The following is a 26,928-nucleotide window of genomic DNA, read 5'->3' on the forward strand; positions in this document are numbered from 1 at the left end:
CCTGCCCCGAAGGGCAAATCAGAAGAATGCATCGAACCAGAGTCCGAAAACCTAACTTAAACGCCAGCCGGAAAATAGCTGACAAAAAATCCGACACCCACACGGGGGTGTAAGCGCCGGAACCAAAAATAATTGGCACTGACATTCATCGACACACTATTGAGTTCTCAAAGAACACACGCACACACCATCTCCCGGGCTTCCGCCCGCTCGATCGGTGAGGCAACTTTTCGAGCTTAGCTCAGCCAGCCACCCCGAACCAAATCGGGGTCTCGGTCGAACCATGTGATCATCAGGCGCTCATCGTCCCACCTCGTGTCCCTGGCCTCTCGGCCCGGGTCGGCGTCCGTGTCGCTCTGACCTGGAATAAGTTACGTGCCAACCGCTTTCGATGTCAAATCGCCTGGTCATACGGCCAAACAGCAGTCGACGGCGCGGTGACGACAAGAGGTACAACCCAGCATCGGGCAGCTCCATTCCCGAACCAACCCATTGGTTTCCGAATTGCCGTTGTAGAACCCCGCCGAAAAGCCGGAAGCCGGCCCACCGAAACGGTGGACCGGCTCCCGAGAGACTCCGGCCGAGAGTGCGCCGGAAAGGCGGAGGCAGGACTCAGAAGTCCATGCCGCCCATGCCGCCGGTCGGGTCGCCCGCCGGGGCGGCCGCCTTCTCCGGCTTGTCGGCGACGACGGCCTCGGTGGTGAGGAACAGCGCCGCGATCGAGCCCGCGTTCTGCAGGGCCGAACGGGTGACCTTCACCGGGTCGGCAACGCCGGCCTGGAGCAGGTCTTCGTACTCGCCGGAATCGGCGTTGAGGCCCTGGCCCGCGGGCAGGCCCGCGACCTTCTCGGCCACCACGCCGGGCTCCAGGCCCGCGTTGAAGGCGATCTGCTTCAGCGGAGCGGCCAGGGCGACCCGCACGATGTTCGCGCCGGTGGCCTCGTCGCCGGTCAGCTTCAGCTCGTCCAGGGCCGGGGCCGACTGCAGCAGGGCCACGCCACCACCGGCGACGATGCCCTCCTCGACGGCGGCCTTGGCGTTGCGCACGGCATCTTCGATGCGGTGCTTGCGCTCCTTGAGCTCCACCTCGGTGGCGGCGCCGGCCTTGATCACCGCAACACCGCCGGCCAGCTTGGCCAGGCGCTCCTGCAGCTTCTCGCGGTCGTAGTCCGAGTCGGAGTTCTCGATCTCGGTGCGGATCTGCGCCACGCGGCCCTGGATGGCCTCGGCGTCGCCCGCGCCGTCGACGATGGTGGTCTCGTCCTTGGTGACGACCACCTTGCGGGCCTGACCCAGCAGGTCGACGGTGGCGTTCTCCAGGTTGAGGCCGACCTCTTCGCTGATGACCTCGCCACCGGTGAGGATGGCGATGTCGGCCAGCTGCGCCTTGCGGCGGTCGCCGAAGCCCGGGGCCTTGACGGCGACGGACTTGAAGGTGCCGCGGATCTTGTTGACCACCAGGGTCGACAGGGCCTCGCCCTCGACGTCCTCGGCGATGATCAGCAGCGGCTTACCGGCCTGGATGACCTTCTCCAGCAGCGGCAGCAGGTCCTTGACGGTCGAAACCTTCGAGCCGACCAGCAGGATGTACGGATCCTCGAGGACCGCTTCCTGGCGCTCCGGGTCGGTCACGAAGTAACCGGAGATGTAACCCTTGTCGAAGCGCATGCCCTCGGTGAGCTCCAGCTGGAGACCGAAGGTGTTGCTCTCCTCGACGGTGATGACGCCTTCCTTGCCGACCTTGTCCATGGCCTCGGCGATCAGCTCACCGATGGACGGGTCGCCCGCCGAGATACCGGCGGTGGCGGCGATCTGCTCCTTGGTCTCGACCTCCTTGGCCGAGTCGAGCAGGCGGTTGGTGACGGCCTCGACGGCCTTCTCGATGCCGCGCTTCAGGCCCAGCGGGTTCGCACCGGCCGCGACGTTGCGCAGGCCCTCGCGCACCAGCGCCTGGGCGAGCACGGTGGCGGTGGTGGTGCCGTCGCCGGCGACGTCGTCGGTCTTCTTGGCGACTTCCTTGACCAGCTCGGCGCCGATCTTCTCGTAGGGGTCCTCCAGCTCGATCTCCTTGGCGATGGACACACCATCGTTGGTGATCGTGGGGGCGCCCCACTTCTTCTCCAGGACGACGTTGCGGCCCTTGGGGCCCAGCGTCACCTTGACAGCGTCGGCGAGGCTGTTCAGACCCCGCTCGAGACCGCGGCGGGCCTCTTCGTCGTACGCAATCGTCTTGGCCATTGCGAAGTGATCCTCCAGGATTGGGGGTGACACGATGCTGGCCAGGCTCGGTGCCCGCGACGGACGAACGGGGGTGTCGTGGCACCCGCTCTCACCGTCCCGACCTGGCACTCACGGGTTGAGAGTGCCAGATCCCTTTCTAGCACTCAGGGATATCGAGTGCAAGGTCGAGCCCACAGGGCTACGTGGTATCGGTGACCCGCAACGCCAGGGCGAGAAAGGCGTCGGTGCGGCGCTCCTCCGGCGAGCGCGGTTCACCCCGCTCGACGGTGACCTGCTCGGCGTCGTGCAGCAGCAACTCCGCCTCGATGCGCATGATGGCGCGGATGAACGGCGGCGCCACCTCGGGTGGGAGGTCGCCGTTCACGATGTAACTGCCGTCCTCACCGTCCTCCGTTTGGACATAGGAAAGCGCGCGCAGCAGGTCAGCGCGCAATTCCCCCGCTATTAGGTCGGAATCCACGTCATCCGCCATAGCGACATCGTATCTTGACGACCCTTGTGCAACCCGCATCCGGGTCATACAGTACGTACGTACGGTTTGGTAGATGCGAGTTTTGGAGCCGCCGATGTGGGATCCCCAGCAGTACCTGGCCTTCGATGATCACCGCTCACGACCCTTTTTCGAGTTGCTCGGCCGGGTGCGCGCCGAGCAGCCGCGGCGTGTCGTGGATCTGGGCTGCGGTCCGGGACATCTGACCAACGCCCTGTCCGAACGCTGGCCGGATGCCATCGTCGAGGCGTCCGATTCCTCCCCCGAGATGGTCGCCGCGGCCCGGGCGCGCGGGGTGCACGCCACGCTGCTGGATGTCCGCGAGTGGGAGCCCGAGCCCGATACCGACGTCGTGGTGTGCAATGCGGTGCTGCAGTGGGTGCCGGGCCACCCGGCGCTGCTGACCGACTGGGCGGCGAAGCTCCCGCCCGGCGCGTGGCTGGGGGTCCAGGTGCCGGGCAATTTCGATGCGCCGTCGCACCGGTCGATCCGGGACGTGGCCGGAACGGATCGGTGGCGGGACCGGCTGGCGCCGACCGGGGTGCTCGAGGCCCGCAATGTCCTCGACCCGACCGGTTACGCCACGGTGCTCGCCGAGGCGGGGTGGGCCGTGGACGCCTGGGAGACGACCTATCTGCAGCGCCTGACCGGTGACGATCCGGTGCTGAAATGGGTGTCGGGCACCGCCTTGCGCCCGGTGCGCGAGGCCCTCGACGACGCGGACTGGGACCGATTCGTCGCCGAGCTCGCCCCGCGGTTGCGTACCGCCTACCCCCGCCAGCCCGACGGCACCACCTGGCTGCCGTTCCGCCGCGTCTTCGCGGTCGCCCACAGGCCCTGACCGACCCTGCGGCCGGGCCCGGCGGGTGACGCCGAGCGAGCGACATTGCGACCAGCCCGGCGGCCGCACGGATCCGCCGCGAGCTTCGATGCTCGAACTCACCGGACGCGCACGGTCTACGGCGCGGACCCGACAGTGCGTGGCGCGGTGGATCAGGAGGTCGGCGGTTGCGGCGGGGTCGGCGGCCCCGGCGGGCTGGGCGGCTGTGGCGGGGTGGGCGGCGTAGGAGGCTGCGGCGGGGCCGGAGGCATTCCGGGCTGCTGGGTGGCGTTCACGATCTGGGCGAGTACGGCCACGATGTCGCTCTCCAGTTCGTCCTTGTTCAGGCCGAGGCCGGACAGGGCGCCGGTGCCGTCTTCCTGCTCCAGCAGGGCGAGCAGGATGTGTTCGGTGCCGATGTAGTTGTGGCCCAGCCGAAGCGCCTCGCGGAAGGTCAGTTCCAGCGCCTTGCGGGCGGTGGCGCTGTAGGGGATGAGTTCCGGGACTTCCGCGGACGCCGGGGGCAGTGCCGCGGTCGCGACCCGGCGCACGGCATCCAGCGAGACGCCCTTGGCGACGATCGCCTGGCACGCCAGGCTCTGCGGGTCGGCGAGCAGGCCGAGCACCAGGTGCTCCGGCTGGATTTCCACGCTGCCGGCGCTCCGCGCCTCCTCCTGGGACTGGACCGCGACCTGGCGGGCCCGCAGGGTGAATCGCGCGAATCCGGCGTTCGGATCCATCCCGGGGTCGGCAGGCCCCTTGGGCACGAATCGCTTCTGCGCGGCCTGCTTGGAGACACCCATGCTGCTGCCGATATCGGTCCACGAGGCGCCGGAGCGGCGGGCCTGGTCGACGAAGTGGCCGATCAGATGATCGGCCACCTCGCCCAGATGTCCGGCCGCGACCACGGCATCGGTGAGCTGCTCCAAGACGTCGTCGGGCCGGGCCTTCTTTATGCCGTCGATCAGATCGTCGAGGCGTACCTTGTCTGTCATGCGTCAACGATAGGTTGACGAGGAGACGATCGTCAACCAATAGTTGACGTGGGCTTCGAGTCACGGGCGCGTGGACCATCCCGCACCGCGGACCACGGCCTCCTTGAACCACGCCGCCGGACGGCCGGTGAGGACCCGGCCGGTCGGGGTGTCGTCGGGGCGGACGAACTGGATCACCGCGTCGCGGCGGCCCAGGCTGATGCATTGGACCTGGTAGCGGAACCGCAGAGCGGGAGGCTGCGCGCCCCGCAGCCGGGCCGTTACCGCGGTGGCGGCGTGGGCGCCGGACGGCAGCGCGGTCGCGCACGCCATCCGCAACTCGCGGCCGTCCGGTCCGGCGATCGCCGCGGAGTCACCGGCGGCGTACACGGCGGGATCCGAGGTGCGCAGCGCCTCGTCGACCAGTAGGCGGCCGCGGGCGTCGACCGCGAGACCGGCGCGCGCCGCGAGCTCGGGAACCTCGAAACCTGTTGTCCAGAGCACGGTTTCGGCCGGAACCAGGCTGCCGTCCGCCAGCCGGAGGCCGTCGGGCAGCACCTCGACCACCTTCGCGTCCGAGCGCACCTCGACACCGAGCCGGTCCAGCACCGCGCGAATGTGACGGCGCGCCTTGTCCGACAGCCAGGCCCCGGGTTCCGCCGAACTCAGCAGTAGCACCGTGAGATCCGGTCGCGCCGCGGCGAGTTCGGTGGCCGTCTCGATTCCGGTCGAGCCGCCGCCGACGACGGCGATCGTCCCGGTCAGCGTTCCCAACCCCGCGACATCATCGGGAGTGGCCACGGTGCGGGCGTAGAGCCGCACGCCCGCAACGCTTTCCACATCGGCCGCGCTGCCCAGGGCGTAGACCAGCGTGTCGTAACCGACCACGGTTCCGTCGGCCAGCGATATCCGTTTCGCCGCCGGATCCAGTTCGACGGCACGCCCCTGCACGAACCGGATTCCCTTGCGCTCCAGCAGCTCCCGCAGGTCCCACCGTGGAATCCGCTGCCCGGCGGCGAGCTGGTGCAGGCGAACCCGCTCGACCAGCTCCGAGCGCGCATCCACGACGGTGATCTGCGCTCCCTTCGCCCGGCGTGCCAGCCGTCGCGCCGCCGACAGACCCGCGTATCCGGCACCCAGCACAACGATTCGATGCGATCCGGTCATGAGTGACTCCTTTCGAAAGGCCGACACTCAACAGACCGGACAGGTCCCTCCGCCCTGACATCGGAGGAACGTATGGTGCGTCACATTCCGCCAGATTCCGGCCGAAAGCGTGCCGGAAGAATAGGGAGGCGGGCACGCCGGACAGACGGACGGCTATGCGATGCGGGCGAGTTTGTCCGGGTTGAGTATCAGGCGGACGGCGGAGACTCGGTCGCCGGTCACATCGGCGATGCCGACGACGAGCACGGCGCCGTTCACTCGGGCCACTGCGGCGGGGGTGCCGTTGATCTCCTCGATGGTGAGTTCCAGACCCGGGATCTCGCGGTTGAACAGCCCCGACAGGTAGCGAGCCACCTTGGTGGCGCCGACGATCGGGCGGCGGGCCGCGGTGATCTTGCCGCCACCGTCGGCCACGGCGACGATGTCGGCGGTGAACATCTGCTCCAGCGCGGCCACGTCGCCCGTGCGGGCGGCGGTCAGGAAGCGTTCGAACAGTTCTCGGGCCTGCTCGGGCGGAGCATCGAAGCGGGTGCGCTCGGAACGAACGCGGCGGCGGGCCCGGCTGTAGAGCTGCTGCGAATTCGCCTCGGTCAGCTCCAGCATGTCGGCGATCTCGCGGTGCGCGTAGTCGAATGCCTCGCGCAGCACGAATACCGCGCGCTCGACCGGTGACAATCGTTCCAGCAGCGTCAGCACCGCCATCGACACCAGATCCCGCTGCTCGGCCGATTCCAGCGGCCCGAGTTCCCCGCGGCCGGTCGGCACCGGTTCCGGCAGCCAGGGGCCGGTGTAGGTCTCGCGGCGCGAGCGCGCCGAATCCAGCCAGGTGCGGCACAGATTCACCACCACGGTGGTCAGCCACGCCTCGGCGGAGCGGACCTCGGCGCGGTCGGTACCCTCCCAGCGCAGGTACGCCTCCTGCACGGCGTCCTCGGCCTCGCCGGCGGCGCCGAGCATGCGGTAGGCCAGGGCGAACAGCCGCACTCGATGCCGCTCGAATTCGACCAGCCCCGCGTCGTCCACTCGCTCACCCGCCTTCACCGTGCGCCACCGACCGGCGACGATACCCGCCACCACCCGCGCGGCCCGATGCCGCCTGCGGTGCGGCAGACGCTCCCGGGCGTGCGGGAGCGTATCGCTACCGGGCATCGGTGCCACCGTTTTCCTTGGGCCACTTGATATCCGGGAGCTGGATCCGGGGCAGGCGCCGCTCCGTGCTCGTGGGAGTCGCGCTCGTCGGGGTGTTCTTGCGCAGGCCCGCTCCCTCGTCGGATCCGTCCGCCGGACCGCAGGCGGTGAGCGACAGGGCGAGCGCGCCGGACGCCAGCGCGGCAATTGCCAACTTCTTCACGGGGCCTCCCGCCGATCCGGCACCGCACCTGTCGCGGCGCATGGGAAGACCATGCGCCGCAGTGCTTATCGGGTGCCAAACGATCGGTTAAGGCGAAAGTCGCGCTACTGCTCCGCGATACCGATGGCGACGGCGACCGGCTTGTCGGCCTGACTCTCCGCCAGGCACACCAGTTTCGCGGTGCCCAGCGCCACATTCGGGCTGCCCTCGAACTTCGATCCCGGATTCTCCGCGAGCAGCGACTCCATCAGCGACTTCTCGCCGTCGGTATCGAGATTCTTGAACTCGCCGCACGTCGTCTGCGAGGCGGGGCCCAGTGACGTATTGCCCGAGCGGGACACGCTGGTCGGGGCGGCCTCCGGGGACTCCGTGGCGGCACCGGTGACCGGAGGGGCCGCGGTCGCGGAGGGTGCGGTGATCGACGGCGCGTTTCTGCGCAATCCGCTGGCATCGTCGGTGGTCTTGTCGTCGCCGCCACACGCGGTCAGTCCCACTGCCAGTGCGCCCAGCACGACGGCAGTAGCCGAAAGTCGTTTCATAGACGTCTAATCCCGGTGGTCGCATGCGCCCGGCCTGTCCGGCGCGCGTCGCAGCGTACCGGGCGGGGGCGCGGATGAAAACCCGCGCACTCCGCCCGGCCGTTCCGGGCGCCGTTTCAGTGGATGTGGCTCTGCCAGTCGCTCGGGACCCGATCGCGGGGCCCCGGCACCGACTGGCCGGACGGATGATCGTGCGGCGGTGCGAGTTCCGGGCCCTCGCCGAACATCTCCTCGGTGCGGAAGTCCCAGAACCATTCCTCGCCGGGCTCGTAGCTCTGCACGTACGGGTGGCCGGTCGCCGCGAAATGCTTGGTGGCGTGCTGCGACGGGGAGGAGTCGCAACAGCCGACGTGGCCGCACTGGGCGCACCGCCGCAGATGCACCCACCAGCCGCGGGCCTGTTCGCATTCCACACAGCCGGGGCCGCTGGGCGCCGCCGCCGGATCGATCCCCTCGATCGCCTGAGACATCACTGACCTCCAGGATTCGTTTGCGCTGCTTGACCTTCCGTCGTGTCACCCTCGTCCTGCTGTCGATTCAGCGGCAGCCGGACGATGAACCGGGTGTCTCCCGGCACCGACTCCACCCGGATGTCGCCGCCGTGCTTGTTCACCACGATCCGGAACGAGATGTCCAGTCCCAGACCGGTTCCCTCGCCCACCGGTTTGGTGGTGAAGAACGGTTCGAAGATCCGGTGCCGGAGCTCATCGGGCACCCCGGGCCCGGTATCGCAGATTTCCACTGCGGCACAGTCGTTTTCGTGATAGGTGCGCACGGTGAGCGTGCCCCTGCCCGCCATCGCCGCGACCGCGTTGTCGATCAGGTTCGTCCACACCTGATTCAATTCCGCCGCGTAACAAGGCAATTGCGGCAGGCCCCGGTCGTAGTCCTTGACGATCTCGATACCGTCGCCGATCTTGCGGGCGAGCATGACCAGGGTGCTGTCGAGCAGTTCGTGAATGTCGACCACCTGGAACGGCGCCCGGTCCATCTGCGAATACTGCTTGGCCGCGTGCACCAGCGAGGAGATGCGGGTGGTCGAGTCGGCGATCTCGTTCATCAGCAACTCGGTCTCGACCGTGTAGTTCAGCCAGCGGATCGCGCCCTCGAACACCCCGCTGTCGTTGCCCTCCAGGGTGGCCGCCACCTTCTCCAGCCAGTCGATGTCGAATCCGGCCTGCACGAAGTTGGGCGCCAGGTCCCAGCCGTTGGCGATGCCGTGGTCGGCGAGCCAATCGCCCAGCTCGTCCTCGCGATCGGCGGCCTCCAGCGTCGTCAGCGTCGGAGCCTTGGCGACCTGGGTGGCGGCCTCCTCCTGCAGCTGCACCAGCGCCTCCAGCGACGACGGGTCGAACTTGCCGTGCGCCATCATCTTCAGCTTGTGCCGCATCCCGGCGACCCGTTCCCGCAGCGACGACGTGGCCCGCACCGCGGCGGCCGCCGGATTGTTCAGCTCGTGGGTCAGCCCCGCCGACAGCGAGCCCAGCGCCAGCAGCCGCTCGCGCTGGCCGATGATCTCGTTGGCATTGCGGTTGCCGAAGAACACACCCTCGAGCAGGTGCAGCGCCATCGGGAACCAGTCCTGCATCATGCGCGCGAAGGTGCCCGCGTCGAGCACGAAGAACTTCGACGGCTTGGTCACCGAGAACGACCCGGTGTAATTCTGCTCGGCCTTGTCGCCCATGTAGGCGGTCCAGGCACCGGCGTAGGAGCCGCGGTGATCGGTGCGGACCAGCTCGATCTCCTCGCCCGCCGACATCTTGGTCAGCACCACCTCGCCGTCCATCAGGACGTAGAAGCAGGTCGCCGGATCGCCCTCGCGGTACACCGGCCCCGGCTCGAAATGCTCCACGCGCCCGTCCCGGCACAGCCAGGCCAGCTGTTCGTCGTCGAGCTTCTCGAACAGGAACAGGGTGCGCAATTCCTCCGGGTCACAGATCAATTCCGTGCCCTTGACGTAATCGGCCGCTGCGTCGTCAGCCATGGCGCACACTCCTACTGTTTCGCGATGTATCGATGAACGAGCATGACGGCCATCGCACCCTCGCCCACGGCGGACGCGACCCGTTTGGCCGACTCCGACCGCACGTCGCCGGCCACGAACACGCCGGGCACGCTGGTCTCCAGATGATGCGGGGGCCGCGGCAGCTCCCAGCCCGCCGGGCGGGCGCCCTCGACCAGGAGGTCGGGGCCGGCCAGCACATATCCGGCCTCGTCCCGGACGACCAGGCCGTCGAGCCAGTCTGTCTCGGGTGCGGCGCCGATGAACAGGAACAACCGCTCCGCGTCCACCTTTTCTTCCGCGCCGGTGGAATTGTTGCGGAGCACGATCCGCTCCAGGTGGTCGTCGCCGTCGGCGGCCACCACCTCGGTGCAGGTGTGCACCTTGATGTTGGGGATCTGCTCGATCTGCTGGACCAGATAGTGCGACATGCCCCGATCCAGCGAGTCCGAACGGACCAGAATGTGCACGGTGCTCGCATTGCGGGACAGGAAGACCGCCGCCTGCCCGGCCGAATTCGCCCCGCCCACGATGTAGACCTCGCGGTCGGCACAGTCGGCGGCCTCGGTCATCGCCGAGCCGTAGTACACCCCGCGCCCGGTGTAATCGTCCACGCCCGGAGCCGGATGGTGGCGATAGTTGACGCCGGTGGCGATCAGCACCGAATGCGCCGCGACCGAACTGCCGTCGTCGAAGCGCACCACCCGGGCCGAACCGCACGCCTCCAGCCCCACCACCTCGCGCGCGGTGATCAGCTCGGCGCCGAACTTGACCGCCTGGCGCCGCGCCCGGTCCGCCAGCTGTGAGCCCGATAATCCGTCCGGGAAACCGAGGTAGTTCTCGATGCGCGAACTCTGCCCGGCCTGGCCGCCGGTGGCCGTGCGCTCCACCAGCACGGTCCGCAGGCCCTCCGACGCGCCGTAGACCGCCGCGCCCAACCCGGCCGGACCGCCGCCGATCACGATCAGATCGTAGAAGTCGCCGGTGGGGTCGGTGCTGAGCCCGACGCTGCCCGCCAGCTGGGCGTCGGAGGGGGTGATCAGGGCCTGCCCCGCGGCGTCGATGATCACGGGGCACTGGTCCTGGGTGGCCCCGGCCGCCTCCAGCAGCCGCGAACCCTCCGGCTCGTCGGCCAGGTACCAGCGGTAGGGCAGCTGGTTGCGGGCCAGGAATTCGCGCACCTGCGAGCAGCGGGCGGACCAGCGGTGCCCGATCACCTTCGTCTCGTGCACCGGCCGGTGTTCGTCTCCGCGCCACGCCTCCAGCAGGGCGTCGACCACCGGGTACAGCTTCTCCTCCGGCGGATCCCACGGCTTGAGCAGATAGTGATCGAGATCGACGACATTGATCGCCTCGATGGCGGCATTGGTATCGGCGTAGGCGGTCAGCAGCACCCGGCGCGCATACGGGTGCAGATCCATCGCCTGCTCGAGAAATTCGATGCCGTCCATGCCCGGCATCCGATAATCGGCGATCAGCACGGCGACCGGCTGGCCGCGCAGTTTCATCTCACGAAGCGCGTCGAGCGCGGAGGCGCCCGATTCCGCGCGCAGAATCCGATAATCCGCGCCGTAGCGGCGCCTCAGATCGCGGACCACAGCCCGGGAGACACCCGGGTCGTCGTCGACACTGAGGATTGCCGGTTTGGCGACAGCTGGTGAAGTCACCTCAAAAGTATGGGCGTCGACGCAAGTGGGTTCCCGCCGAACGTGCCCCGCCGGACGTTCACAGCCGGTGGTGCTGGACCAGGTCCAGCTCCTTCTGGGTCAGCAACCGCTCGAGCCGCTCCTCGCGCTCGACAGCCTTGTGTTGGGATCTCTTACCACCGTGCCGGGGTGGGGCGGGGGCGTCGTCGGATTCTGGAACCGGAAGTAGCGGAACGGAATCCGGCTGCCTGCGGTGGAGGAGAAAGCGCAGTTTCACGGCCGATCACCTCACGTTGGACGAAAACTCGGGCTCGGGTCGGTTGCTTCGTTGCCTGCCGCTTCATCTATCTGCCATTGTGCGTCCGTTATTACAGGTACCGATACCGATCACATCAGAATGTGATCTAGTTGATTTTCAATCGAGTGTGTCCCGCGTCACTCCGACCGGGCCGACGGGGCCGTGTCCCAGTAGGATTCCCGTTACCGATCGTCACACCTCGGAGGGCAACGTTGCCGAACACCCTGGAAGCCACCGTCGACATCGCCGCCCCGCGCGAGCGGGTCTGGGCGGTCGTCTCCGATCTGAAGCGGATGCCGGAGTTCAGCCCGAACACGGTCCGAATGCTGCCGCTGGGCACGCCGCGGCCGCGTGCAGCGCATTGCGGCGGTCCGCGCCCTCCCAGCCGAACCAGGCGACCAGCGCCAGCCCGGTCAGCGCGATCACCGCCCCGTTGCCGACGGTCACCGGCCCGCCCAGCAGCACCCGCACCACCGCGCAGACGACGTCGATCGCCACCGCGATCCCGAGGGTGATGAATCGCCGCCGCCACGACAGGCCGACCAGCGCGAGCGCCAGCCCGGCCCACGGCACCGTCATCGACTTCGGCGTACCCGCGTAGTCGGCCCACAGGCTCTGCAGCGGGCCCTCGAAATCGTTGTAGGAGGCCACGATCTGCAGCACGACGAGCAGGACGGGCACGGCCGCCACCGCACCGGACACCAGCACCCGCTTCGACGGCATGCGGCTCCGGCGAGCATCACCACCGAAGTCGGAACGCGGGTCGTCGAGTAGCACGACGACCATAGTAAACGGCCGATGAACGCCGCCCCGCTGAGCAGCTGAACGACCGGCCACCGATCGGCGACGCACCCTTCGCCGGGGTCACGATCCGGCCTCGACCAGGCTAGTTGTCGAGTTCCTTGACCAAGGCGTCCACGACGGCCACCAGGTCGCCCTGGGCCGCCGCGGCCACGCGGCGCTGGCGCTGGTAGGAAGCGCCGCGCTTGGGGATGTCGGCGACCAGGGACAGTTCCTGCTCGCAGCCGAGCTGCTTCGAGATCGGTTCGAGCCGGTTGAGCAGTTCCGACAGGTCGTCGGTCACCAGGCGCTCGTTGCTGTCCGCGTCGGTGATGATGATCGCGTCCAGGCCGTAACGTGCTGCGCGCCACTTGTTTTCCTGCACGTGCCACGGCGGGATGGTGGGCATCGTCTCCCCCGCCTCGACGCGGCGGTCGAGATCGACGATCAGGCAGTGGATGAGCGCGACCAGCGCGGAAAGCTCCAGGCGCGTGGGGATTCCGTCGCACACCCGCACCTCGATCGTCCCCCATTTCGGGGCGGGCCGGATATCCCAGTGCATGCCGCCGAGCTGCTCGATCACCCCGGTCTTCATCTGGTCGTGCACGAAACCCTCGAACTGCGACCAGTTCTCGAATTGGAACGGCAACCCGGCGGTGGGCAGCTGCTGGAACATCAGCGCCCGGTTACTGGCGTACCCGGTGTCGATTCCGGCCCACATGGGCGAGGACGCCGACAGCGCCAGCAGATGGGGATACGACAGCAGCAGCGTGTTCAGGATCGGAAAGACCTTCTCCGGGTGGGAAACCCCGACGTGCACGTGCACGCCCCAGATCAGCATCTGCCGCCCCCACCACTGGGTGCGTTCGATGAGTTCGTCGTAATGCGCTGTGCGCGTGAGCTGTTGGGTCGACCACTGCGCGAACGGGTGGGTCCCGGCGCAGAACAGATCCACCCCGGCCCGGTCGGCGGCGCCGCGCACGGCGTCCATGGTGCCGCTCAGATCGTCGAGGACCTCGCCCACCGTGTCGTGCACGCCGCTGACGAGCTCGACGGTGTTCTTCAGCAGTTCCTTGGTGATCTGCGGGGTACCGTCGTGCGCGCGCAGGTCACCGACCGCGTCGAAGACCGCGGCGGCCTGGTTGGACAGGTTCCGCGTCTGCTTGTCGACGAGCGCGATCTCCCATTCGACGCCCAGCGTCGGGCGGGGCGAGCTGTTCCACTGAACCTGACCGACCCCGCCCATGGCATCCCCGCGCTTACCCGACTACGCCACAGGCAACCCGGCCCCCCGCGTCACCGGTCGCCATCGTCTCGGCGTCCGGTCCGGCGGTGCCGTTGGCCTGCGTGTATCGGCTCGGAATGTTCCCGAAGTTGTCCGCACCGGCGTGGATCATCAGGGCCTTACCCTTCAGATCGTCCAGGGTGACGGAGTCGGTGGTGGTGACCAGCTTGGCGGTGCCGTCCTGCCGCACCGACAGCGAGGTGAGATCGCCGCTGGCCGGGTGCGTGCTCTGGTCGCCGACCTGCAGATGCCCGCCCGCGGACAGGAAGTTGCCCGCCGGGCCGCCCGACGGCGCCGTGGAGTTGGCCTCGCACTTGCCGAACTGGTGGAAGTGCAGGCCGTGGAAGCCGGGCTTGAGGCCGTGCGCCTCGACGATGAGTTCCAGGTGGTTGCCGGACTTGGCGATCGACGCGGTGCCGACCTGGGCGCCGGCCGGATCCTTCAGCGGCACCGACACCGAATCGCCCGCGGGCGCGGAGCCGTTGCCGTGCTCGGCGCCGTGTCCGGAGCCGTGCTCGCCGGATCCGGTGGACTCACCCGCCCCGGCCGAGCCCGTCCACACCGGCGGCGTGGTGCCCTTGACGTCACTCGACTCCTGGCTGTTGGTGCAGGCCGCGAGACCGAAGACCGCGACCGCCAGCACCGGGGTCACAGTCCGCCAGGACGGGCGACGAGTTGTGGACGGGGCCATCGGGGAACTCCTTTACGAGTACCGAGTTTACGAGTAAAGCTGAGTGGACAGATTCGTTACCGGACAAGATGATGCCAGAGCCGTTATCCAGTTGAGGCGTCGGGCCGGGTTGCCCGAGACGACCGTTCAGTTCCCTGTGACGATCACTATCACGCCGGGCGGCGAGTTCGCGATTCCGGCGAATCGAGGCTCGGCGGTGACGCCCAATTCCGCGGCGATGGACTGCGCCGCCGCCTGCTCGCCGGGCGTATTGCCGTAGTAGACCGTGGTTTTCGGCACCACGCCGCCGGGGTAGTTGCCGGTCTCCGCGACGGTCCATCCGTCGGCGGTGAGCTGACCCGCGGTCTGCGCGGCCAGGCCCACGATGGTGCTGTTGTTGAGCACCCGCACGGGAACCGTCTTGTCGGCGCCCGCGGGCGTGGTCGGCGCGGCGGTCGTGGTCGTCGGTGCCACGGTGGTCGTGGTGGGCTGCGCCGCGGCCGATGTGGTGGTCGCGACCGGCTTCGGTGCGGTGGTGCTGGTGGGCTGGCCCTGGGTCGCCTGTCCCTGCGTCGAGCTGTCCGAAGCCTCGGAGTCGGAACTCGACAGCGACATCGCGCCGAGGCCGGCGAACACGATGGCCAGCGCGATCAGCACCATCGCGAGCGCTCGCAGCGGCGGTCCACCGGAGGGCGGATTGGGGTTGCTCACCTGGTCGACCCTAGTCGCCTGCGGACGTGGACGCCCGCATCACACCTGGAAGCCCAGGCGCCGTGCCGCACGGGCCTTCTGCCGACTGGCCCGCAGCCGCCGCAGCCGCTTCACCAGCATCGGATCGGCGGCCAGCGCCTCGGGCCTGTCGACGACGGCGTTGAGCACCTGGTAGTAGCGGGTGGCCGACATGCCGAACAGCTCGCGGATGGCCTCCTCCTTGGCGCCCGCGTACTTCCACCACTTGCGTTCGAAATCGAGAATGTCGAGTTCGCGGCGGGTCAGTCCGCTGGGATCGGTCTCGTCGACCGGTACCGCAACCGCGCCGTCCGCATCCACGGAAGAGCTGTCCTCGCTTGCGGATAGATTCCGGGCCGCTGCGCTGTCCATATCGCTCCCTCGCCGAGTTACACCTGACGACTGCGTCCAGGGCTGCTATACGTCGTCGCTCATTCAACCACGAACGGCGGCGTTCCCCGTTCGCTCCTTCGGCGTGTCGGGCGGCGCCGACGTGTCCACTGCCACGGGCTGTTCCGGCGCCCGCGTAAAGTGACCGACCATGGCGATTCTCCCGATCCGCGTCGTCGGCGATCCCGTTCTGCACACTCCGACCGAGAAGGTCACCCAATCGCCGGAGGAGCTCGCGGAGCTGATCGCGGACATGTACGACACGCTCGATGCCGCCAACGGCGTCGGGCTGGCGGCCAATCAGGTCGGAGTCTCGCTGCGCCTGTTCGTCTACGACTGTCCCGATGTCGACGCGAGCGGCGCGATGAACCGCCGCCGCGGCGCGGTGGTCAATCCGGTGCTGGAGACCTCGGACATCCCGGAGACCATGCCGGATCCGGACGACGACGAGGAGGGCTGCCTGTCGGTGCCGGGCGAGCAGTTCCCCACCGGCCGCGCGGACTGGGCGCGCGTGACGGGCACCGATGAGCAGGGCAATCCGGTCGAGATCGAGGGCAAGGGCTTCTTCGCCCGGATGCTGCAGCACGAGGTCGGCCACCTCGACGGCTTCCTGTACGTGGACGTGCTGATCGGGCGCAATGCCCGCGCGGCGAAGAAGGCGATCAAGCGGAACGGCTGGGGCGTACCGGGTTTGAGCTGGCTGCCCGGCGAGGGGCCGGACCCCTTCGGACATGACGACTGAGCTGCCCGACATCCCGCCCGGCAGGCGGGTCGTGGTGCGGTATCGGCTGCCGTCGGGCTATCCCCAGCAGTTCACCGATGTCATCGGCGAGCTGATGTCGGTGGATCCGCCGACCGTGCGCACCGCCGACGGCCAGACGGTATCCATCGCCGCCGACCGCGTGGTGGCCATGAAACCGTTGGGGGCCAGGCCGGTTCGCACCCGGGAGATCCGGGCGCTGGAGGCGGCGGCGACCGACGGCTGGCCGGGCCTGCGGCACACCCGGATCGACGGCTGGCTGTCCGCGGCGGGCAACGGGTACACGAATCGAGCCAATTCCGCAGTGCCGCTGGGCAACTCGGAGGGACCCGCGACAACCCATCCGGATACCCTGCACCGGATCGGTCAGTGGTACACCGAGCAGGGGCTGCCGCTGCAGTTGCGGCTGCCGGACCGGCTGGCGCCGGTGCCGCCGGGCTGGCGCACCTGGGGTGAGACCGCCGTGCTGGGCCTGGATATCGACAATGTCGTTCTCCCGCAGGGCCCTTCGATGGTCCGGATCGAGCCGCTGCCGCCGGAGGCCTGGATGGAGCTGTACCGATTCCAGGGTGAGGACACCGTGCCGGTGCCACCGCCGCCGGTGGACGAGGCGGTCCTCACGGCGGTGCGGGACGGCGAAATCGGTTTCGCGGCATTGGGTTTGCCCACTCCGCTCGCGGTCGGCAGAGGCGCGGTCACCACGGCGCCCGACGGCCGGTGCTGGATCGGCCTCACCTGCCTCGCCGTCGCGGCCCCGCACCGCCGCCACGGACTGGGCACCCTGATCTGTGCCGAGCTCCTGCGCTGGGGACAGCGCCGCGGCGCCACCCACGCCTATGTACAGGTAGGGGTGGACAATGGTGGGGCGCTGGCGATGTACCGGGAGATGGGGTTCCTCGAACACCACAACTACCGCTACGCGGCACCGGACTGAGCACGCTGGGAAAGAAATCGGAGGCATGGTGACGTTTCGGCTGGCTACGTGGAATGTGAACTCGATTCGCTCGCGGCTGGATCGGGTGGTCCCGTGGCTGGACCGGGCGGATATCGACGTGCTCGCCCTGCAGGAGACCAAGTGCCGCGACGACCAGTTCCCCACGGAGCGGTTCGAGGAGGCCGGGTACGAGGTCGCGCACATCGGCCTCAGCCAGTGGAACGGGGTGGCGATCGCCTCCCGGGTCGGTCTCGAGGATGTCGAGGTCAGCTTTCCCGGCCAGCCCGGGTTCGACAAGGACGCGGGCGCCTCGCTGCTGAGCGCGCCCGTGGTGGAGGCCCGCGCCATCGGCGCCACCTGCGGCGGCGTCCGGGTGTGGAGCCTGTACGTGCCCAACGGCCGCGCCCTCGACGATCCGCACTATGAGTACAAGCTGGAATGGCTTGCCGCGCTGCGAGATACCGGAAAGAAGTGGCTCGCCGACGATCCCGCGGCACAGATCGCTCTGGTCGGCGACTGGAATATCGCACCCACCGACGACGACGTCTGGTCACCGGAGTTCTTCGAGGGCAAAACCCATGTCTCCGAACCGGAACGGGACGCCTTCCAGGCCATCGTCGATACGGGTTTCAGCGATGTCATGCGCCCGTTCGCACCGGGCCCCGGCGTCTACACCTACTGGGACTACACGCAATTGCGCTTCCCCCGCAAGGAGGGCATGCGCATCGATTTCATCCTCACCTCCCCCACCCTGGCCGCCCGCGCCACCGACGCATCGGTCGACCGCGAGGAGCGAAAAGGCAAGAGCCCCAGCGATCACGCACCGGTGGTGGCCGAGTTCGGCGACTGACGACGGCCCCGCCTTGCCATTCCCGGCAGCGCCCACCTCGTCATTCCCGGCGGCGCCCGCCTCATCACTTCCCGGCAGCGCCCGCCTCATCACTTCCCGGCAGCGCCCGCCTCATCACTTCCCGGCAGCGCCCGCCTCATCATTTCCCGGCGGCGCCCGCCTCATCATTTCCCGGCACGCTTTTGGCCGGGACCTCCTCACGCCGGACGGGTCTTGATGGCGTCGTGGGAGATGTAGACGTCGTAGGTGCCCGGGGTGGCGATCACGGCGTTGCCGTAGGCGGAGCGGACGAAAGGCTTGGTGTGCCAGGCCTCGTTCTGCATGTCCTCGAAGAAGTCTCGGTCGCCGCCGTTGAGGAAGATGTGGTTCTGTTCGGTGGCGATGCCGTCCAGGCGCTGGCCGAACAGGCGAGTCACCTTGTAGCCGGAGTGGAAGCCGAGGGCGTTCACCCAGGGTTCGAGCTCGACGATATTGGCCTGCAGCACCCACATATCGCCCTCGACGCGGTACTTCTCACGCTGTTCGGCATGTTCCTCGTCGCCGTACAGGGTCAGCTCGACATCCAGGGTGTGCGGTTCGCCGGGCACCTGCGTCGCGACCACGTGCGCGGCCTTCACCTCACCGCTCAGGCCGAGATAGGTCTGCAGCAGCGTTGTCCCCCAGAGGATCACCACGGCCACCAGCACGAGCGCGACCGCGCCGGAGCCGCGACCGGCCAGCGCCCGCCACCCCACCTTGCGGGCCTTGATCACCGCGGTGATCAACAGCCCCACGGCGAGCACGAAGAGCACCGCCAGCAGCGCCTGAATCCAGCCGAAGTCCACCGGGAAGACCATGCGGTAGTTGTACCCGGTGCGGTGGCCGCTCAGTAGCCGGAATGCGTGTCTCGTCGGCGCGTCGTTGCGGGCCAGTGGATTCCGGCCAAAAGCGTGGGCCTTCGGCCGGAATCCTTCCTCAGAACGCTGCTTCGTCCAGGTGCATGATGTCGTTGTCGAGGTTCTCCACGACCGAACGCACACCGCTCAACAGCGGCAGCTTGTTCTTCGCGAACCACGAAGCGACGCCGACCTTTCCGGTGTAGAACAGCCGGTCCTGCTCCGACGGCTGCCCGTCCAGCGCCGCCAGCGCCACCTTGGCCTGCTCCAGCAGCCGCCACGAGATGACCAGATCGCCGACGGCGTAGAGGAATCGCACCGATCCGAGGCCGACCTTGTAGATCTCCTCCGGGTTCTGCTGCGACGCCATCAGGTAGTTGGTGAGCGTGGCGGCCATCGCCTGCACATCGGCCAGCGCCGCGCCGAGCAGCTCCTGCTCCCGCTTGAGCCGGGACTCGTCGGCGTCGATGAACTTCTGGATCAGCCCGGCCACGTGCGCCAGCGCCACGCCCTTGTCGCGAATGATCTTGCGGAAGAAGAAGTCCTGCGCCTGGATCGCCGTGGTGCCCTCGTACAGCGAGTCGATCTTGACGTCCCGGATGTACTGCTCGACCGGGTAGTCCTGCAGATAGCCGGAGCCGCCGAAGGTCTGCAGCGATTCGGTCAGGGTCTCGTAGGCGCGCTCGGAACCGCAGCCCTTGACGATCGGCAGCAGCAGATCGTTCACCTTCGCCGCGGTCTCGGGGTCGGCGCCGAAATTCGCCTGCGCCACATCGTCGTTCTGGTAGGCCGAGCAGTACAGGTAGAGCGCCCGTAGGCCCTCCGAGTACGCCTTCTGCAGCGCCAGGCTGCGCCGGATATCCGGGTGGTGGGTGATCGTGACGCGCGGTGCGGCCTTGTCGGTCATCTGGGTCATGTCCGCGCCCTGCACGCGAGTCTTGGCGTACTCCAGCGCATTCAGATATCCGGACGACAGCGTTCCGGCCGACAGCACACCCACCATCATGCGGGCGTTCTCGATCACCTTGAACATCTGGGCGATGCCGTTGTGCACCTCGCCGACCAGATAGCCGACGGCGGGCTTGCCGTCGCCGTAGGTCAGCTCGCAGGTGGGCGAGGACTTGATGCCCATCTTGTGCTCGAGGTTGGTGACGTTCACGCCGTTGCGCTCGCCGAGTTCCATTGTCTGCGAATCGAACAGGAACTTCGGCACGGCGAACAGCGACAGGCCCTTGGTGCCCGGGCCCGCACCCTCCGGCCGCGCCAGGGTCAGGTGGATGATGTTGTCGGCGGTGTCGCCGACGTCACCACCGGAGATGAAGCGCTTCACGCCCTCGATGTGCCAGGTGCCGTCGGGCTGCTGCACCGCCTTGGTGCGGCCCATGCCGACATCGGAACCGGCATCCGGCTCGGTGAGCACCATCGTTCCGCCCCAACGGTTGTCCCACGCGTGCTGGGCCCAGCGCTGCTGCTCCTCGGTGCCCTCGTTGAACAGCACGGTGTGCATGAGCGGGCCCATGTTGAAGAAGCTGGCCGAATTGTGCGCCGCGACAAGCATTTCCTGCGTCGCCCACACCAGCGGCGACGGCGCGTCCACGCCGCCCATCGCCTCCGGCATGCCCAGGGCCGACCAGCCCGCCTCGTTCACGGCGGCGACGGTCTTGCGCAGCGAGTCCGGAACGATGATGGTGTGGTTCGCGGCGTCGAACTGCACCGGGTTGCGGTCGGCGTCGACGAACGACTCGGCAACGGGCCCCTCCGCGAGCCGCAGCACCTCGGCCAGGATTCCGCGCGCGGTCTCCGTATCCAGATCGCCGTAGGCGCCGCCGTCCAGCAGCGCCCCGATTCCAAGCACCTCGAACAAGTTGAACTCGATATCCCGAACGTTCGCCTTGTAGTGCGACACGGACCGGCCTCCTCGACTGGGGTTGATGTTGTCCCTGGAGGTTGCCGTACGGCCGTCCGGTTACGCAACCGTAGGCTCCGGGACGACAGGTGAATTCTTTGTACCTCGTACAAATTCCATACAGCAGGGCAAACGCATCACACCCGCGAGCAAGCCCGCGATGGCCTTATATTGTTTCGCGGTTTGCCAGAGATATGCCAGATAATTCCGGATATCGCAGCTCGCAACCGCCGATACCACTCGCGACGACTGCGCGCCGGGTGGGCGGGACGACCGGCGATCGCCCGCGTTCCCGCTGATATCTTGGTGCGCATGAGTTCGGATTCGGCGGTGCAGCCGCGGCAGCGTGCGCAACACCTCGGGCCCGAACGCCGCCGTCCGCAGGTGCTCGACACCGCGCTGCAGATCGCGGTCGAGGACGGCATCGCCGCCATCACCGTCGCCGCGGTCGCCGAACGTCTGAACGTCACGCGCCCGGTCGTCTACGCCTGCTACGCCGACCGCGTCGAACTCATCGACGCGCTGCTCCAGCGCGAGGAGACCTACCTGCTCGGCGGCATCATGGGCGCGCTACCGCGCCGCCGCGTCGAGGCCGACGAGGAGGTCTTCGTCGAGGGCTTCCGGGCGCTGCTGGAGACCGTGGCCGCCCGGCCCGACACCTGGAAGTTGCTGTACGGCAACCCGGATCCGGCGGTCGCCAACTCCTTCGGCCGCGGGCGCAAGCTCGCGGTGGAGCGCTGCACCCGCCGCCTGCGCCCCACCCTGCACGCCTGGGGCACCGCCGACGCCGAGCGCAAACTCCCGGCCCTGGTCGAACTCTGGGTCTCCGCCGGCGAGGGCGCGGTGCGCACGTTGCTGGCCGGTGACGGCGCCTGGACCCCGGACGATCTCGGCGCCTTCATCGGCGCAGCGGTATACCGCGCCCTCCGCGACGCCTGAGGACCTCCCGGCCACCACCTTCCGCGTAGGCGGCCTGTGCCCCGGCACGCCCACCTCGCTCTCCGGCGCACCTCAGTTCACTCCTCGGCACGCTCACCTCACCCCGGCACACCTCACCTCACCCCGACACACCTCGCGCCATCCCCCGGCACGCCCCACTCTCTTTCCCGGCATGCTTTTCGCCGGGATTGGCCAGGTGCATCGTGTGAAAGCCCATCCGGTGGTCAATTCGGATAGCTACGATGGACAAACACGAACTATCCGACCAGCAATCTGGCGAGAGGCCGGTCATGGCGTTCTATCGACAGGTGGGTTCGGTGCCGCCCAAGCGGCACACCCAGCATCGCGATCCGAGCGGTGAGCTCTACTACGAGGAGCTGATGGGCGAGGAGGGGTTCTCGAGCGACTCCTCGCTGCTGTATCACCGCGGGCTGCCACCCTCGCTCGTCGACTCCACGGTGTGGACGCCACCGAGTCAGCACACGGTGCCCAATCACCCCCTGCGCCACCGTCATCTGCGGCTGCACGAGCTGTTTCCCGGCGACACCCCGGCCACCACCGATGTGGTGACCGGGCGGCGGCTGGTGCTCGGCAACGACGACGTGCGCATCTCCTACGTGGTCGCGCGGCAGGAATCCCCGCTGTACCGCAACGCAGTAGGCGACGAACTGGTGTATGTGGAGTCCGGCACGGGCACCGTCGACACGGTGTTCGGGTCGCTGCCGGTTCGGCAGGGCGATCAGGTACTGCTGCCGCGGGCGACCACACACCGCTGGCGGCCCGGCGGCTCGGACCCGTTGCGCGCCTACGTCATCGAGGCCACCGGGCATATCGCGCCGCCGAAGCGGTACCTGTCGAAATACGGCCAGTTCCTGGAGAATTCGCCCTACTGCGAGCGTGACCTACACGGCCCCGGCGAACTCCGGCAGGAGTCGGGCACCGAGGTGGAGGTGCTGGTCAAGCACCGACCCGGACCCGAAATCGTCGGCACCCGAATGGTGTACGCCACCCACCCCTTCGATGTGGTGGGCTGGGACGGCTGCCTGTACCCGTACACCTTCAATATCGAGAACTTCGAGCCGATCACCGGGCGCGTGCATCAACCACCGCCGGTGCACCAGGCATTCGAGGGCGCCAACTTCGTGGTGTGCAACTTCGTGCCGCGCAAGGTGGACTATCACCCGCTGTCGATCCCGGTGCCCTACTACCACTCCAATGTCGACTCCGACGAGATCATGTTCTACTGCGGCGGCAACTACGAGGCGCGGCGCGGATCCGGGATCGGCCAGGGCTCGGTCTCGGTACACCCGGGCGGGTACGCCCACGGCCCGCAGCCCGGCGCCTACGAGCGCAGCATCGGCGCGGAGTTCTTCGACGAACTCGCGGTCATGGTCGACACCTTCCGCCCGCTGGGCCTCGGCGAGGGCGCCCTGGCCTGCGAGGATCCGAACTACGCGTGGACGTGGTCGGGGCGCGGGCCGAATGCGGGGCGCGCATGAGCGTGCGCGTCGAGGTGCCCGACGGTTCGCTGTTCGGGCCGGAGAATCTGCCCTACGGCGTGTTCGATCCGGGGGACAGAACCTTCCGGGTCGGCGTACGCCTCGGCGACTCGGTCCTGGATCTCGCTGTGCTGCTGGAGGATTCGGTATTCGCGCGGCCGGATCTGAATGCCTTTCTGGCACAGGGCCCGGACCGCTGGCGCGAGGTGCGCGAGCGAATACAGCGGCTGATCACCACCGCGATCCCCGACGCCGCCGTACACCCCTTGTCGTCGGTGCGGCTGCGGCTGCCGATCGAGATCGGCGACTACGTCGACTTCTACGCCAGCATCGACCACGCCACCAACCTCGGGCGGCTGCTGCGCCCGAACGGTGAACCGCTGCTGCCGAATTGGCGGCATCTGCCGGTCGGATACCACGGGCGCGCGGGCACGGTGGTGGTCTCGGGTACCGATATCACCCGGCCCTGTGGACAGCGCCGGACCCCGTCCGGTGCACCCGATTTCGGTCCTTCGCAACGGCTGGACATCGAGGCCGAGCTCGGCTTCGTGGTCGGGCGCGGGTCACGACCGGGCGGCCCGATTCCGATCGACGAGTGCGCCGACCGCATCTTCGGCGTCGCCCTGGTCAACGACTGGTCCGCCCGCGACATCCAGACCTGGGAGTATCAGCCGCTGGGCCCGTTCCTCGGCAAGTCCTTCGCCACCTCGATGGCCGCGTGGATCACGCCGATGGCCGCGCTCGATGCGGCCCGGATTCCGCTACCGCCACAGCGACCCGAACCGCTGCCGTACTTGCGCGAGCGCGAACCCTGGGGCCTGGACATGGAATTGGCAGTGCGGTGGAACGGCACTGTGGTCTCGCGGCCGCCCTACGGCCGGATGTACTGGTCCCCGGCGCAAATGCTGGCGCACATGACCGCCAACGGCGCCTCGGTCCGCCCCGGCGACCTGTTCGCCTCCGGCACCATCTCCGGATCGGAGCGCGATCAGCTCGGCTCGTTCATGGAATTGTCGTGGGGCGGAAGCGAACCCATAGATGTCGGCGGTTCCCCACGGACGTTCCTCGTGGACGGCGATCTGGTGGAACTCACCGCCACGGCCCCGGGTCCGGGCGGATCGCGAATCGGACTGGGCGAGGTCAGCGGGCTCATCCTGCCCGCGCAGATCTCCTGACCCGGTTGCGATTCCTGCTGCGCTCGACTCGAAACTCGCTGTCGGAAGCCAGGATTGCCGCGCCGCTGTGCCACGGGGTCTCGAACGGGACCCCGTGACACCGTGGCGGCGCGACTCGGCATCGCATCACGCGGCGGCGAGCGCTCCGTTGATCTTGCGGGTCATCTCGGCCATGGTCGGGCTGGGCTTGACCTGCTCCACCTGGGCGGCCTCGATGGCGACGCCGATGGTGCTGCGGAAGTTGTCGGCCTCCGCCGGGTCCTGCTGCTCGAGCAGGGTCACCGCGGCCGTCAGGGCGGGCAGCACATGGTCGGCGAGTTCGGCCACGGACTTGCCGTTCAGTTCGATGTCCTTCGACTTCGCGGCCAGCACGTGCCCGACCACGCCGGTCGACGACCACAGCGCGACCGAACCCTTGGTGGCGATCCTGTGCGGCTTGCTACCGGCGGAGGCCAGCAGCGATACGACACCGTAGGCGGCGGTCCGGATGGTGGCCTTGTCCTGGGCGGTGAGGGTGACAGACATGATGTGCTCCTTGATATTTCGCGGTGTTCGCGGGTGTCGGTGTTGACGTGACTACATTCGCCCGCCCGCCTGACACCGCCCTGATGCCCGCCTGATACGCCCACTGACACGGCCGGAGGTCGAGATATCGAGCCACTCGAGCTGGTACATCCAGCCCGATCACCGCGGTCCGCTGACATGCTCGGCGGGACCCATGTACCCTCGGCCGAGGACAACTGCACATGCCTACGGGGGCTCGCACCAGCGGGCTGAGAGGACGGCTAGCCCAATCGGGCGGATCAGGGCCGTCGACCGTTCGAACCTGACCGGGTAATGCCGGCGTAGGGAGGATTCACCCATGTCATCGAAACATGCCGCGACCACTGTCGATACGGTCACGACCGGCCCGATCCAGGGCAGCGTGAAGCACTATCAGCAGGTCGATGGCGGCGGTACGGCGCTGCGCATTCCGGTGCGCCGGATCAACCTCACCAACGGTGAGCACTTCGACGTCTACGACACCTCTGGCCCGTACACCGACGATGCCGCCGCGATCGACGTCGAGGCGGGTCTGCCGAAGCTGCGCGATACCTGGACCAAGCCGCTCGCCTCCGGACCGCGCACCCAGCTGGCCTGGGCGCGACAGGGAATCGTCACCACCGAGATGCGGTATATCGCTGCGCGCGAAGGGGTTTCGCCCGAGCTGGTGCGCGACGAGGTGGCCGCCGGCCGGGCCGTGATCCCCGCCAACCACAACCATCCCGAATCCGAGCCGATGATCATCGGCAAGAAGTTCGCGGTGAAGATCAACGCCAACATCGGCAACTCGGCGGTGTCCTCGTCGATCGCCGAGGAGGTCGAGAAGATGGTGTGGGCCACCCGCTGGGGCGCCGACACCATCATGGACCTGTCCACCGGCAAGAACATTCACGAGACCCGCGAGTGGATCCTGCGCAACTCGCCGGTGCCGGTCGGCACCGTGCCGATCTATCAGGCGCTGGAGAAGGTGAACGGCGATCCGACCCAGCTCACCTGGGAGATCTACCGCGACACCGTGATCGAGCAGGCCGAGCAGGGCGTGGATTACATGACGGTGCATGCCGGCGTGCTGCTGCGCTATGTGCCGCTGACCGCCAAGCGCGTCACCGGCATCGTCTCGCGCGGCGGGTCGATCATGGCCGCGTGGTGCCTGGCGCACCACACCGAATCGTTCCTGTACACGAATTTCGCTGAGCTGTGCGAGATTCTGGCGCGCTACGACATCACCTTCTCGCTCGGCGACGGCCTGCGCCCGGGCTCGATCGCCGACGCCAACGACGAGGCCCAGTTCGCCGAGCTGCGCACCCTCGGCGAGCTGACGAAGATCGCGAAATCCCATGGCGTGCAGGTGATGATCGAGGGCCCGGGCCACGTGCCGATGCACAAGATCGCGGAGAACGTGCGGCTGGAGGAGGAGCTGTGCGAGGAGGCGCCGTTCTACACCCTCGGCCCGCTCGCCACCGATATCGCCCCGGCCTACGACCACATCACCTCGGCGATCGGCGCCGCGATCATCGCCCAGGCGGGCACGGCCATGCTGTGCTACGTCACGCCGAAGGAGCACCTGGGCCTGCCCAACCGCGACGACGTGAAGACCGGCGTGATCACCTACAAGATCGCCGCGCACTCCGCCGATCTCGCCAAGGGCCACCCCCGCGCCCAGGAGCGCGACGACGAACTGTCCAAGGCGCGCTTCGAATTCCGCTGGCTCGACCAGTTCAACCTGTCGCTGGACCCGGATACCGCCCGCGAATTCCACGACGAGACACTGCCCGCCGAACCGGCCAAGACCGCGCACTTCTGTTCGATGTGCGGTCCGAAGTTCTGCTCGATGCGCATCTCGGCCGACGTGCGCGAGTACGCGGAGAAGCACGGGCTCACCGACGTCGAGGCGATCGAGGCCGGGATGGCCGAGAAGTCCGACGAGTTCGCCCAAGCGGGTAAGTCGGTGTACCTGCCGATCGTGTCGTAGGCGCGTCGAAATCGCCTGATACAGCACGCCTCCCGCCATCCTCGCGGAGGCCGGGGTCCCGCCTGGCCCCGACCTCCGCAGGGTTGGCGGCGG

Annotated in this window: 27 protein-coding genes, 1 pseudogene and 1 riboswitch; of the genes and pseudogenes, 9 read left to right on the forward strand and 19 right to left on the reverse strand. The window is 68.2% G+C overall.

All coding sequences use genetic code 11. The annotated features are described in order from the left end of the window. Positions 1 to 612: 612 nt before the first annotated feature. Positions 613 to 2,238, reverse strand: coding sequence for a chaperonin GroEL (gene groL, locus NM1_RS34925; protein ID WP_068030271.1), 1,626 nt, complete (start codon positions 2,236 to 2,238; stop codon positions 613 to 615). 181 nt (positions 2,239 to 2,419) lie between these two features. Further along, positions 2,420 to 2,713, reverse strand: a complete 294-nt coding sequence (locus tag NM1_RS34930; RefSeq protein ID WP_068030273.1) for a DUF222 domain-containing protein — start codon at positions 2,711 to 2,713, stop codon at positions 2,420 to 2,422. Positions 2,714 to 2,807: 94 nt separating this feature from the next. Here NM1_RS34930 and NM1_RS34935 point away from each other — a divergent pair, with 94 nt between their 5' ends. Further along, positions 2,808 to 3,572 carry a trans-aconitate 2-methyltransferase gene (locus NM1_RS34935; RefSeq protein WP_068030276.1) on the forward strand — a complete coding sequence of 255 codons (765 nt, stop codon included), beginning with the start codon at positions 2,808 to 2,810 and terminating at the stop codon, positions 3,570 to 3,572. Between the two features lie 152 nt (positions 3,573 to 3,724). Here the strand turns inward: NM1_RS34935 and NM1_RS34940 are convergent, their stop codons facing one another. From NM1_RS34940 to NM1_RS42740, 9 genes are all read right to left on the reverse strand, one after another. After that, positions 3,725 to 4,546, reverse strand: coding sequence for a Clp protease N-terminal domain-containing protein (locus NM1_RS34940; RefSeq protein WP_084520337.1), 822 nt, complete (start codon positions 4,544 to 4,546; stop codon positions 3,725 to 3,727). 60 nt (positions 4,547 to 4,606) lie between these two features. After that, on the reverse strand, positions 4,607 to 5,692 hold the full coding sequence (locus NM1_RS34945) for an NAD(P)/FAD-dependent oxidoreductase (RefSeq protein ID WP_068030280.1): 1,086 nt from the start codon (positions 5,690 to 5,692) through the stop codon (positions 4,607 to 4,609). 153 nt (positions 5,693 to 5,845) lie between these two features. Further along, the gene (locus NM1_RS34950; protein ID WP_211339599.1) at positions 5,846 to 6,841 is read right to left on the reverse strand and encodes an RNA polymerase sigma-70 factor; all 996 of its coding nucleotides are present in this window, start codon (positions 6,839 to 6,841) and stop codon (positions 5,846 to 5,848) included. Beyond that, entirely contained in the window at positions 6,831 to 7,043 is a 213-nt protein-coding gene (locus NM1_RS34955) for a hypothetical protein (protein WP_068030282.1), read from the reverse strand. The genes NM1_RS34950 and NM1_RS34955 overlap by 11 nt, the downstream gene beginning before the upstream one ends. A 104-nt stretch (positions 7,044 to 7,147) precedes the next feature. Further along, a complete protein-coding gene (locus NM1_RS34960; RefSeq protein WP_068030285.1) occupies positions 7,148 to 7,582 on the reverse strand; it encodes a hypothetical protein in 435 nt (144 codons plus the stop codon). A gap of 116 nt (positions 7,583 to 7,698) precedes the next feature. Next, a complete protein-coding gene (locus tag NM1_RS34965) occupies positions 7,699 to 8,052 on the reverse strand; it encodes a UBP-type zinc finger domain-containing protein (RefSeq protein ID WP_068030289.1) in 354 nt (117 codons plus the stop codon). After that, on the reverse strand, positions 8,052 to 9,566 hold the full coding sequence (locus tag NM1_RS34970) for an ATP-binding protein (RefSeq protein WP_068030292.1): 1,515 nt from the start codon (positions 9,564 to 9,566) through the stop codon (positions 8,052 to 8,054). Before NM1_RS34970 ends, NM1_RS34965 begins: the two co-directional genes overlap by 1 nt. An 11-nt stretch (positions 9,567 to 9,577) precedes the next feature. Continuing rightward, positions 9,578 to 11,251, reverse strand: a complete 1,674-nt coding sequence (locus NM1_RS34975; RefSeq protein WP_068030295.1) for an NAD(P)/FAD-dependent oxidoreductase — start codon at positions 11,249 to 11,251, stop codon at positions 9,578 to 9,580. A gap of 58 nt (positions 11,252 to 11,309) precedes the next feature. Further along, the gene (locus NM1_RS42740) at positions 11,310 to 11,507 is read right to left on the reverse strand and encodes a hypothetical protein (RefSeq protein WP_147289174.1); all 198 of its coding nucleotides are present in this window, start codon (positions 11,505 to 11,507) and stop codon (positions 11,310 to 11,312) included. A gap of 146 nt (positions 11,508 to 11,653) precedes the next feature. Between NM1_RS42740 and NM1_RS44735 the strand changes: the two are divergent. Next, positions 11,654 to 11,851: pseudogene (locus tag NM1_RS44735) on the forward strand (SRPBCC family protein); the annotation flags it as partial. On the opposite strand, the gene NM1_RS44315 reads toward NM1_RS44735, so the two are convergent. The 5 genes from NM1_RS44315 to napA all read right to left on the reverse strand — a co-directional run bounded on the left by NM1_RS44315 (position 11,832) and on the right by napA (position 15,364). After that, positions 11,832 to 12,314 carry a DUF5933 domain-containing protein gene (locus NM1_RS44315; protein WP_068030298.1) on the reverse strand — a complete coding sequence of 161 codons (483 nt, stop codon included), beginning with the start codon at positions 12,312 to 12,314 and terminating at the stop codon, positions 11,832 to 11,834. The pseudogene NM1_RS44735 and the gene NM1_RS44315 overlap by 20 nt on opposite strands. Before the next feature lie 100 nt (positions 12,315 to 12,414). Beyond that, positions 12,415 to 13,554: a glutamate--cysteine ligase gene (locus NM1_RS34985; protein WP_068030301.1), complete on the reverse strand. Its 1,140-nt coding sequence runs from the start codon at positions 13,552 to 13,554 to the stop codon at positions 12,415 to 12,417. Positions 13,555 to 13,567: 13 nt separating this feature from the next. Beyond that, positions 13,568 to 14,284: a superoxide dismutase[Cu-Zn] gene (gene sodC, locus NM1_RS34990; protein ID WP_068030309.1), complete on the reverse strand. Its 717-nt coding sequence runs from the start codon at positions 14,282 to 14,284 to the stop codon at positions 13,568 to 13,570. Positions 14,285 to 14,410: 126 nt separating this feature from the next. Further along, complete coding sequence (locus NM1_RS34995; protein ID WP_084520339.1) at positions 14,411 to 14,974, reverse strand: LytR C-terminal domain-containing protein; 564 nt, start codon at positions 14,972 to 14,974, stop codon at positions 14,411 to 14,413. 39 nt (positions 14,975 to 15,013) lie between these two features. Continuing rightward, complete coding sequence (gene napA, locus NM1_RS35000; RefSeq protein WP_068030316.1) at positions 15,014 to 15,364, reverse strand: nucleoid-associated protein NapA; 351 nt, start codon at positions 15,362 to 15,364, stop codon at positions 15,014 to 15,016. A gap of 169 nt (positions 15,365 to 15,533) precedes the next feature. Here napA and NM1_RS35005 point away from each other — a divergent pair, with 169 nt between their 5' ends. From NM1_RS35005 to NM1_RS35015, 3 genes are read left to right on the forward strand one after another with little or no spacing between them, the layout of a single operon-like run. Beyond that, complete coding sequence (locus NM1_RS35005; RefSeq protein WP_068030318.1) at positions 15,534 to 16,124, forward strand: peptide deformylase; 591 nt, start codon at positions 15,534 to 15,536, stop codon at positions 16,122 to 16,124. Next, positions 16,114 to 17,076: an N-acetylglutamate synthase, CG3035 family gene (locus tag NM1_RS35010; RefSeq protein WP_068030321.1), complete on the forward strand. Its 963-nt coding sequence runs from the start codon at positions 16,114 to 16,116 to the stop codon at positions 17,074 to 17,076. Before NM1_RS35005 ends, NM1_RS35010 begins: the two co-directional genes overlap by 11 nt. A 25-nt stretch (positions 17,077 to 17,101) precedes the next feature. Beyond that, positions 17,102 to 17,926, forward strand: a complete 825-nt coding sequence (locus NM1_RS35015; RefSeq protein ID WP_068030323.1) for an exodeoxyribonuclease III — start codon at positions 17,102 to 17,104, stop codon at positions 17,924 to 17,926. 197 nt (positions 17,927 to 18,123) lie between these two features. On the opposite strand, the gene NM1_RS35020 is transcribed toward NM1_RS35015, so the two are convergent. Together NM1_RS35020 and NM1_RS35025 are read right to left on the reverse strand one after the other, a co-directional pair. Continuing rightward, the gene (locus NM1_RS35020; protein WP_068030326.1) at positions 18,124 to 18,762 is read right to left on the reverse strand and encodes a hypothetical protein; all 639 of its coding nucleotides are present in this window, start codon (positions 18,760 to 18,762) and stop codon (positions 18,124 to 18,126) included. A gap of 118 nt (positions 18,763 to 18,880) precedes the next feature. Then, a complete protein-coding gene (locus NM1_RS35025) occupies positions 18,881 to 20,707 on the reverse strand; it encodes an acyl-CoA dehydrogenase (protein WP_068030329.1) in 1,827 nt (608 codons plus the stop codon). A gap of 312 nt (positions 20,708 to 21,019) precedes the next feature. Between NM1_RS35025 and NM1_RS35030 the strand changes: the two genes are divergently transcribed. The 3 genes from NM1_RS35030 (at position 21,020) to fahA (ending at position 24,320) form a co-directional block, all read left to right on the forward strand. Further along, a complete protein-coding gene (locus tag NM1_RS35030) occupies positions 21,020 to 21,646 on the forward strand; it encodes a TetR family transcriptional regulator (protein ID WP_068030331.1) in 627 nt (208 codons plus the stop codon). Between the two features lie 290 nt (positions 21,647 to 21,936). Then, positions 21,937 to 23,145, forward strand: coding sequence for a homogentisate 1,2-dioxygenase (locus NM1_RS35035; RefSeq protein ID WP_068030334.1), 1,209 nt, complete (start codon positions 21,937 to 21,939; stop codon positions 23,143 to 23,145). Then, a complete protein-coding gene (fahA, locus tag NM1_RS35040) occupies positions 23,142 to 24,320 on the forward strand; it encodes a fumarylacetoacetase (RefSeq protein ID WP_068030403.1) in 1,179 nt (392 codons plus the stop codon). Before NM1_RS35035 ends, fahA begins: the two co-directional genes overlap by 4 nt. 126 nt (positions 24,321 to 24,446) lie before the next feature. On the opposite strand, the gene NM1_RS35045 is transcribed toward fahA, so the two are convergent. Next, on the reverse strand, positions 24,447 to 24,845 hold the full coding sequence (locus tag NM1_RS35045; protein WP_068030337.1) for a hypothetical protein: 399 nt from the start codon (positions 24,843 to 24,845) through the stop codon (positions 24,447 to 24,449). Between the two features lie 217 nt (positions 24,846 to 25,062). Beyond that, a riboswitch (TPP riboswitch) is annotated at positions 25,063 to 25,189 on the forward strand. Between NM1_RS35045 and thiC the strand changes: the two genes are divergently transcribed. After that, on the forward strand, positions 25,183 to 26,835 hold the full coding sequence (gene thiC, locus NM1_RS35050) for a phosphomethylpyrimidine synthase ThiC (protein WP_068030340.1): 1,653 nt from the start codon (positions 25,183 to 25,185) through the stop codon (positions 26,833 to 26,835). (Overlaps the previous riboswitch by 7 nt.) Positions 26,836 to 26,928 lie beyond the last annotated feature (93 nt).

Origin of the sequence: Nocardia mexicana NBRC 108244, assembly GCF_001613165.1 — a bacterium.
In the GTDB taxonomy this organism is placed as follows: domain Bacteria; phylum Actinomycetota; class Actinomycetes; order Mycobacteriales; family Mycobacteriaceae; genus Nocardia; species Nocardia mexicana.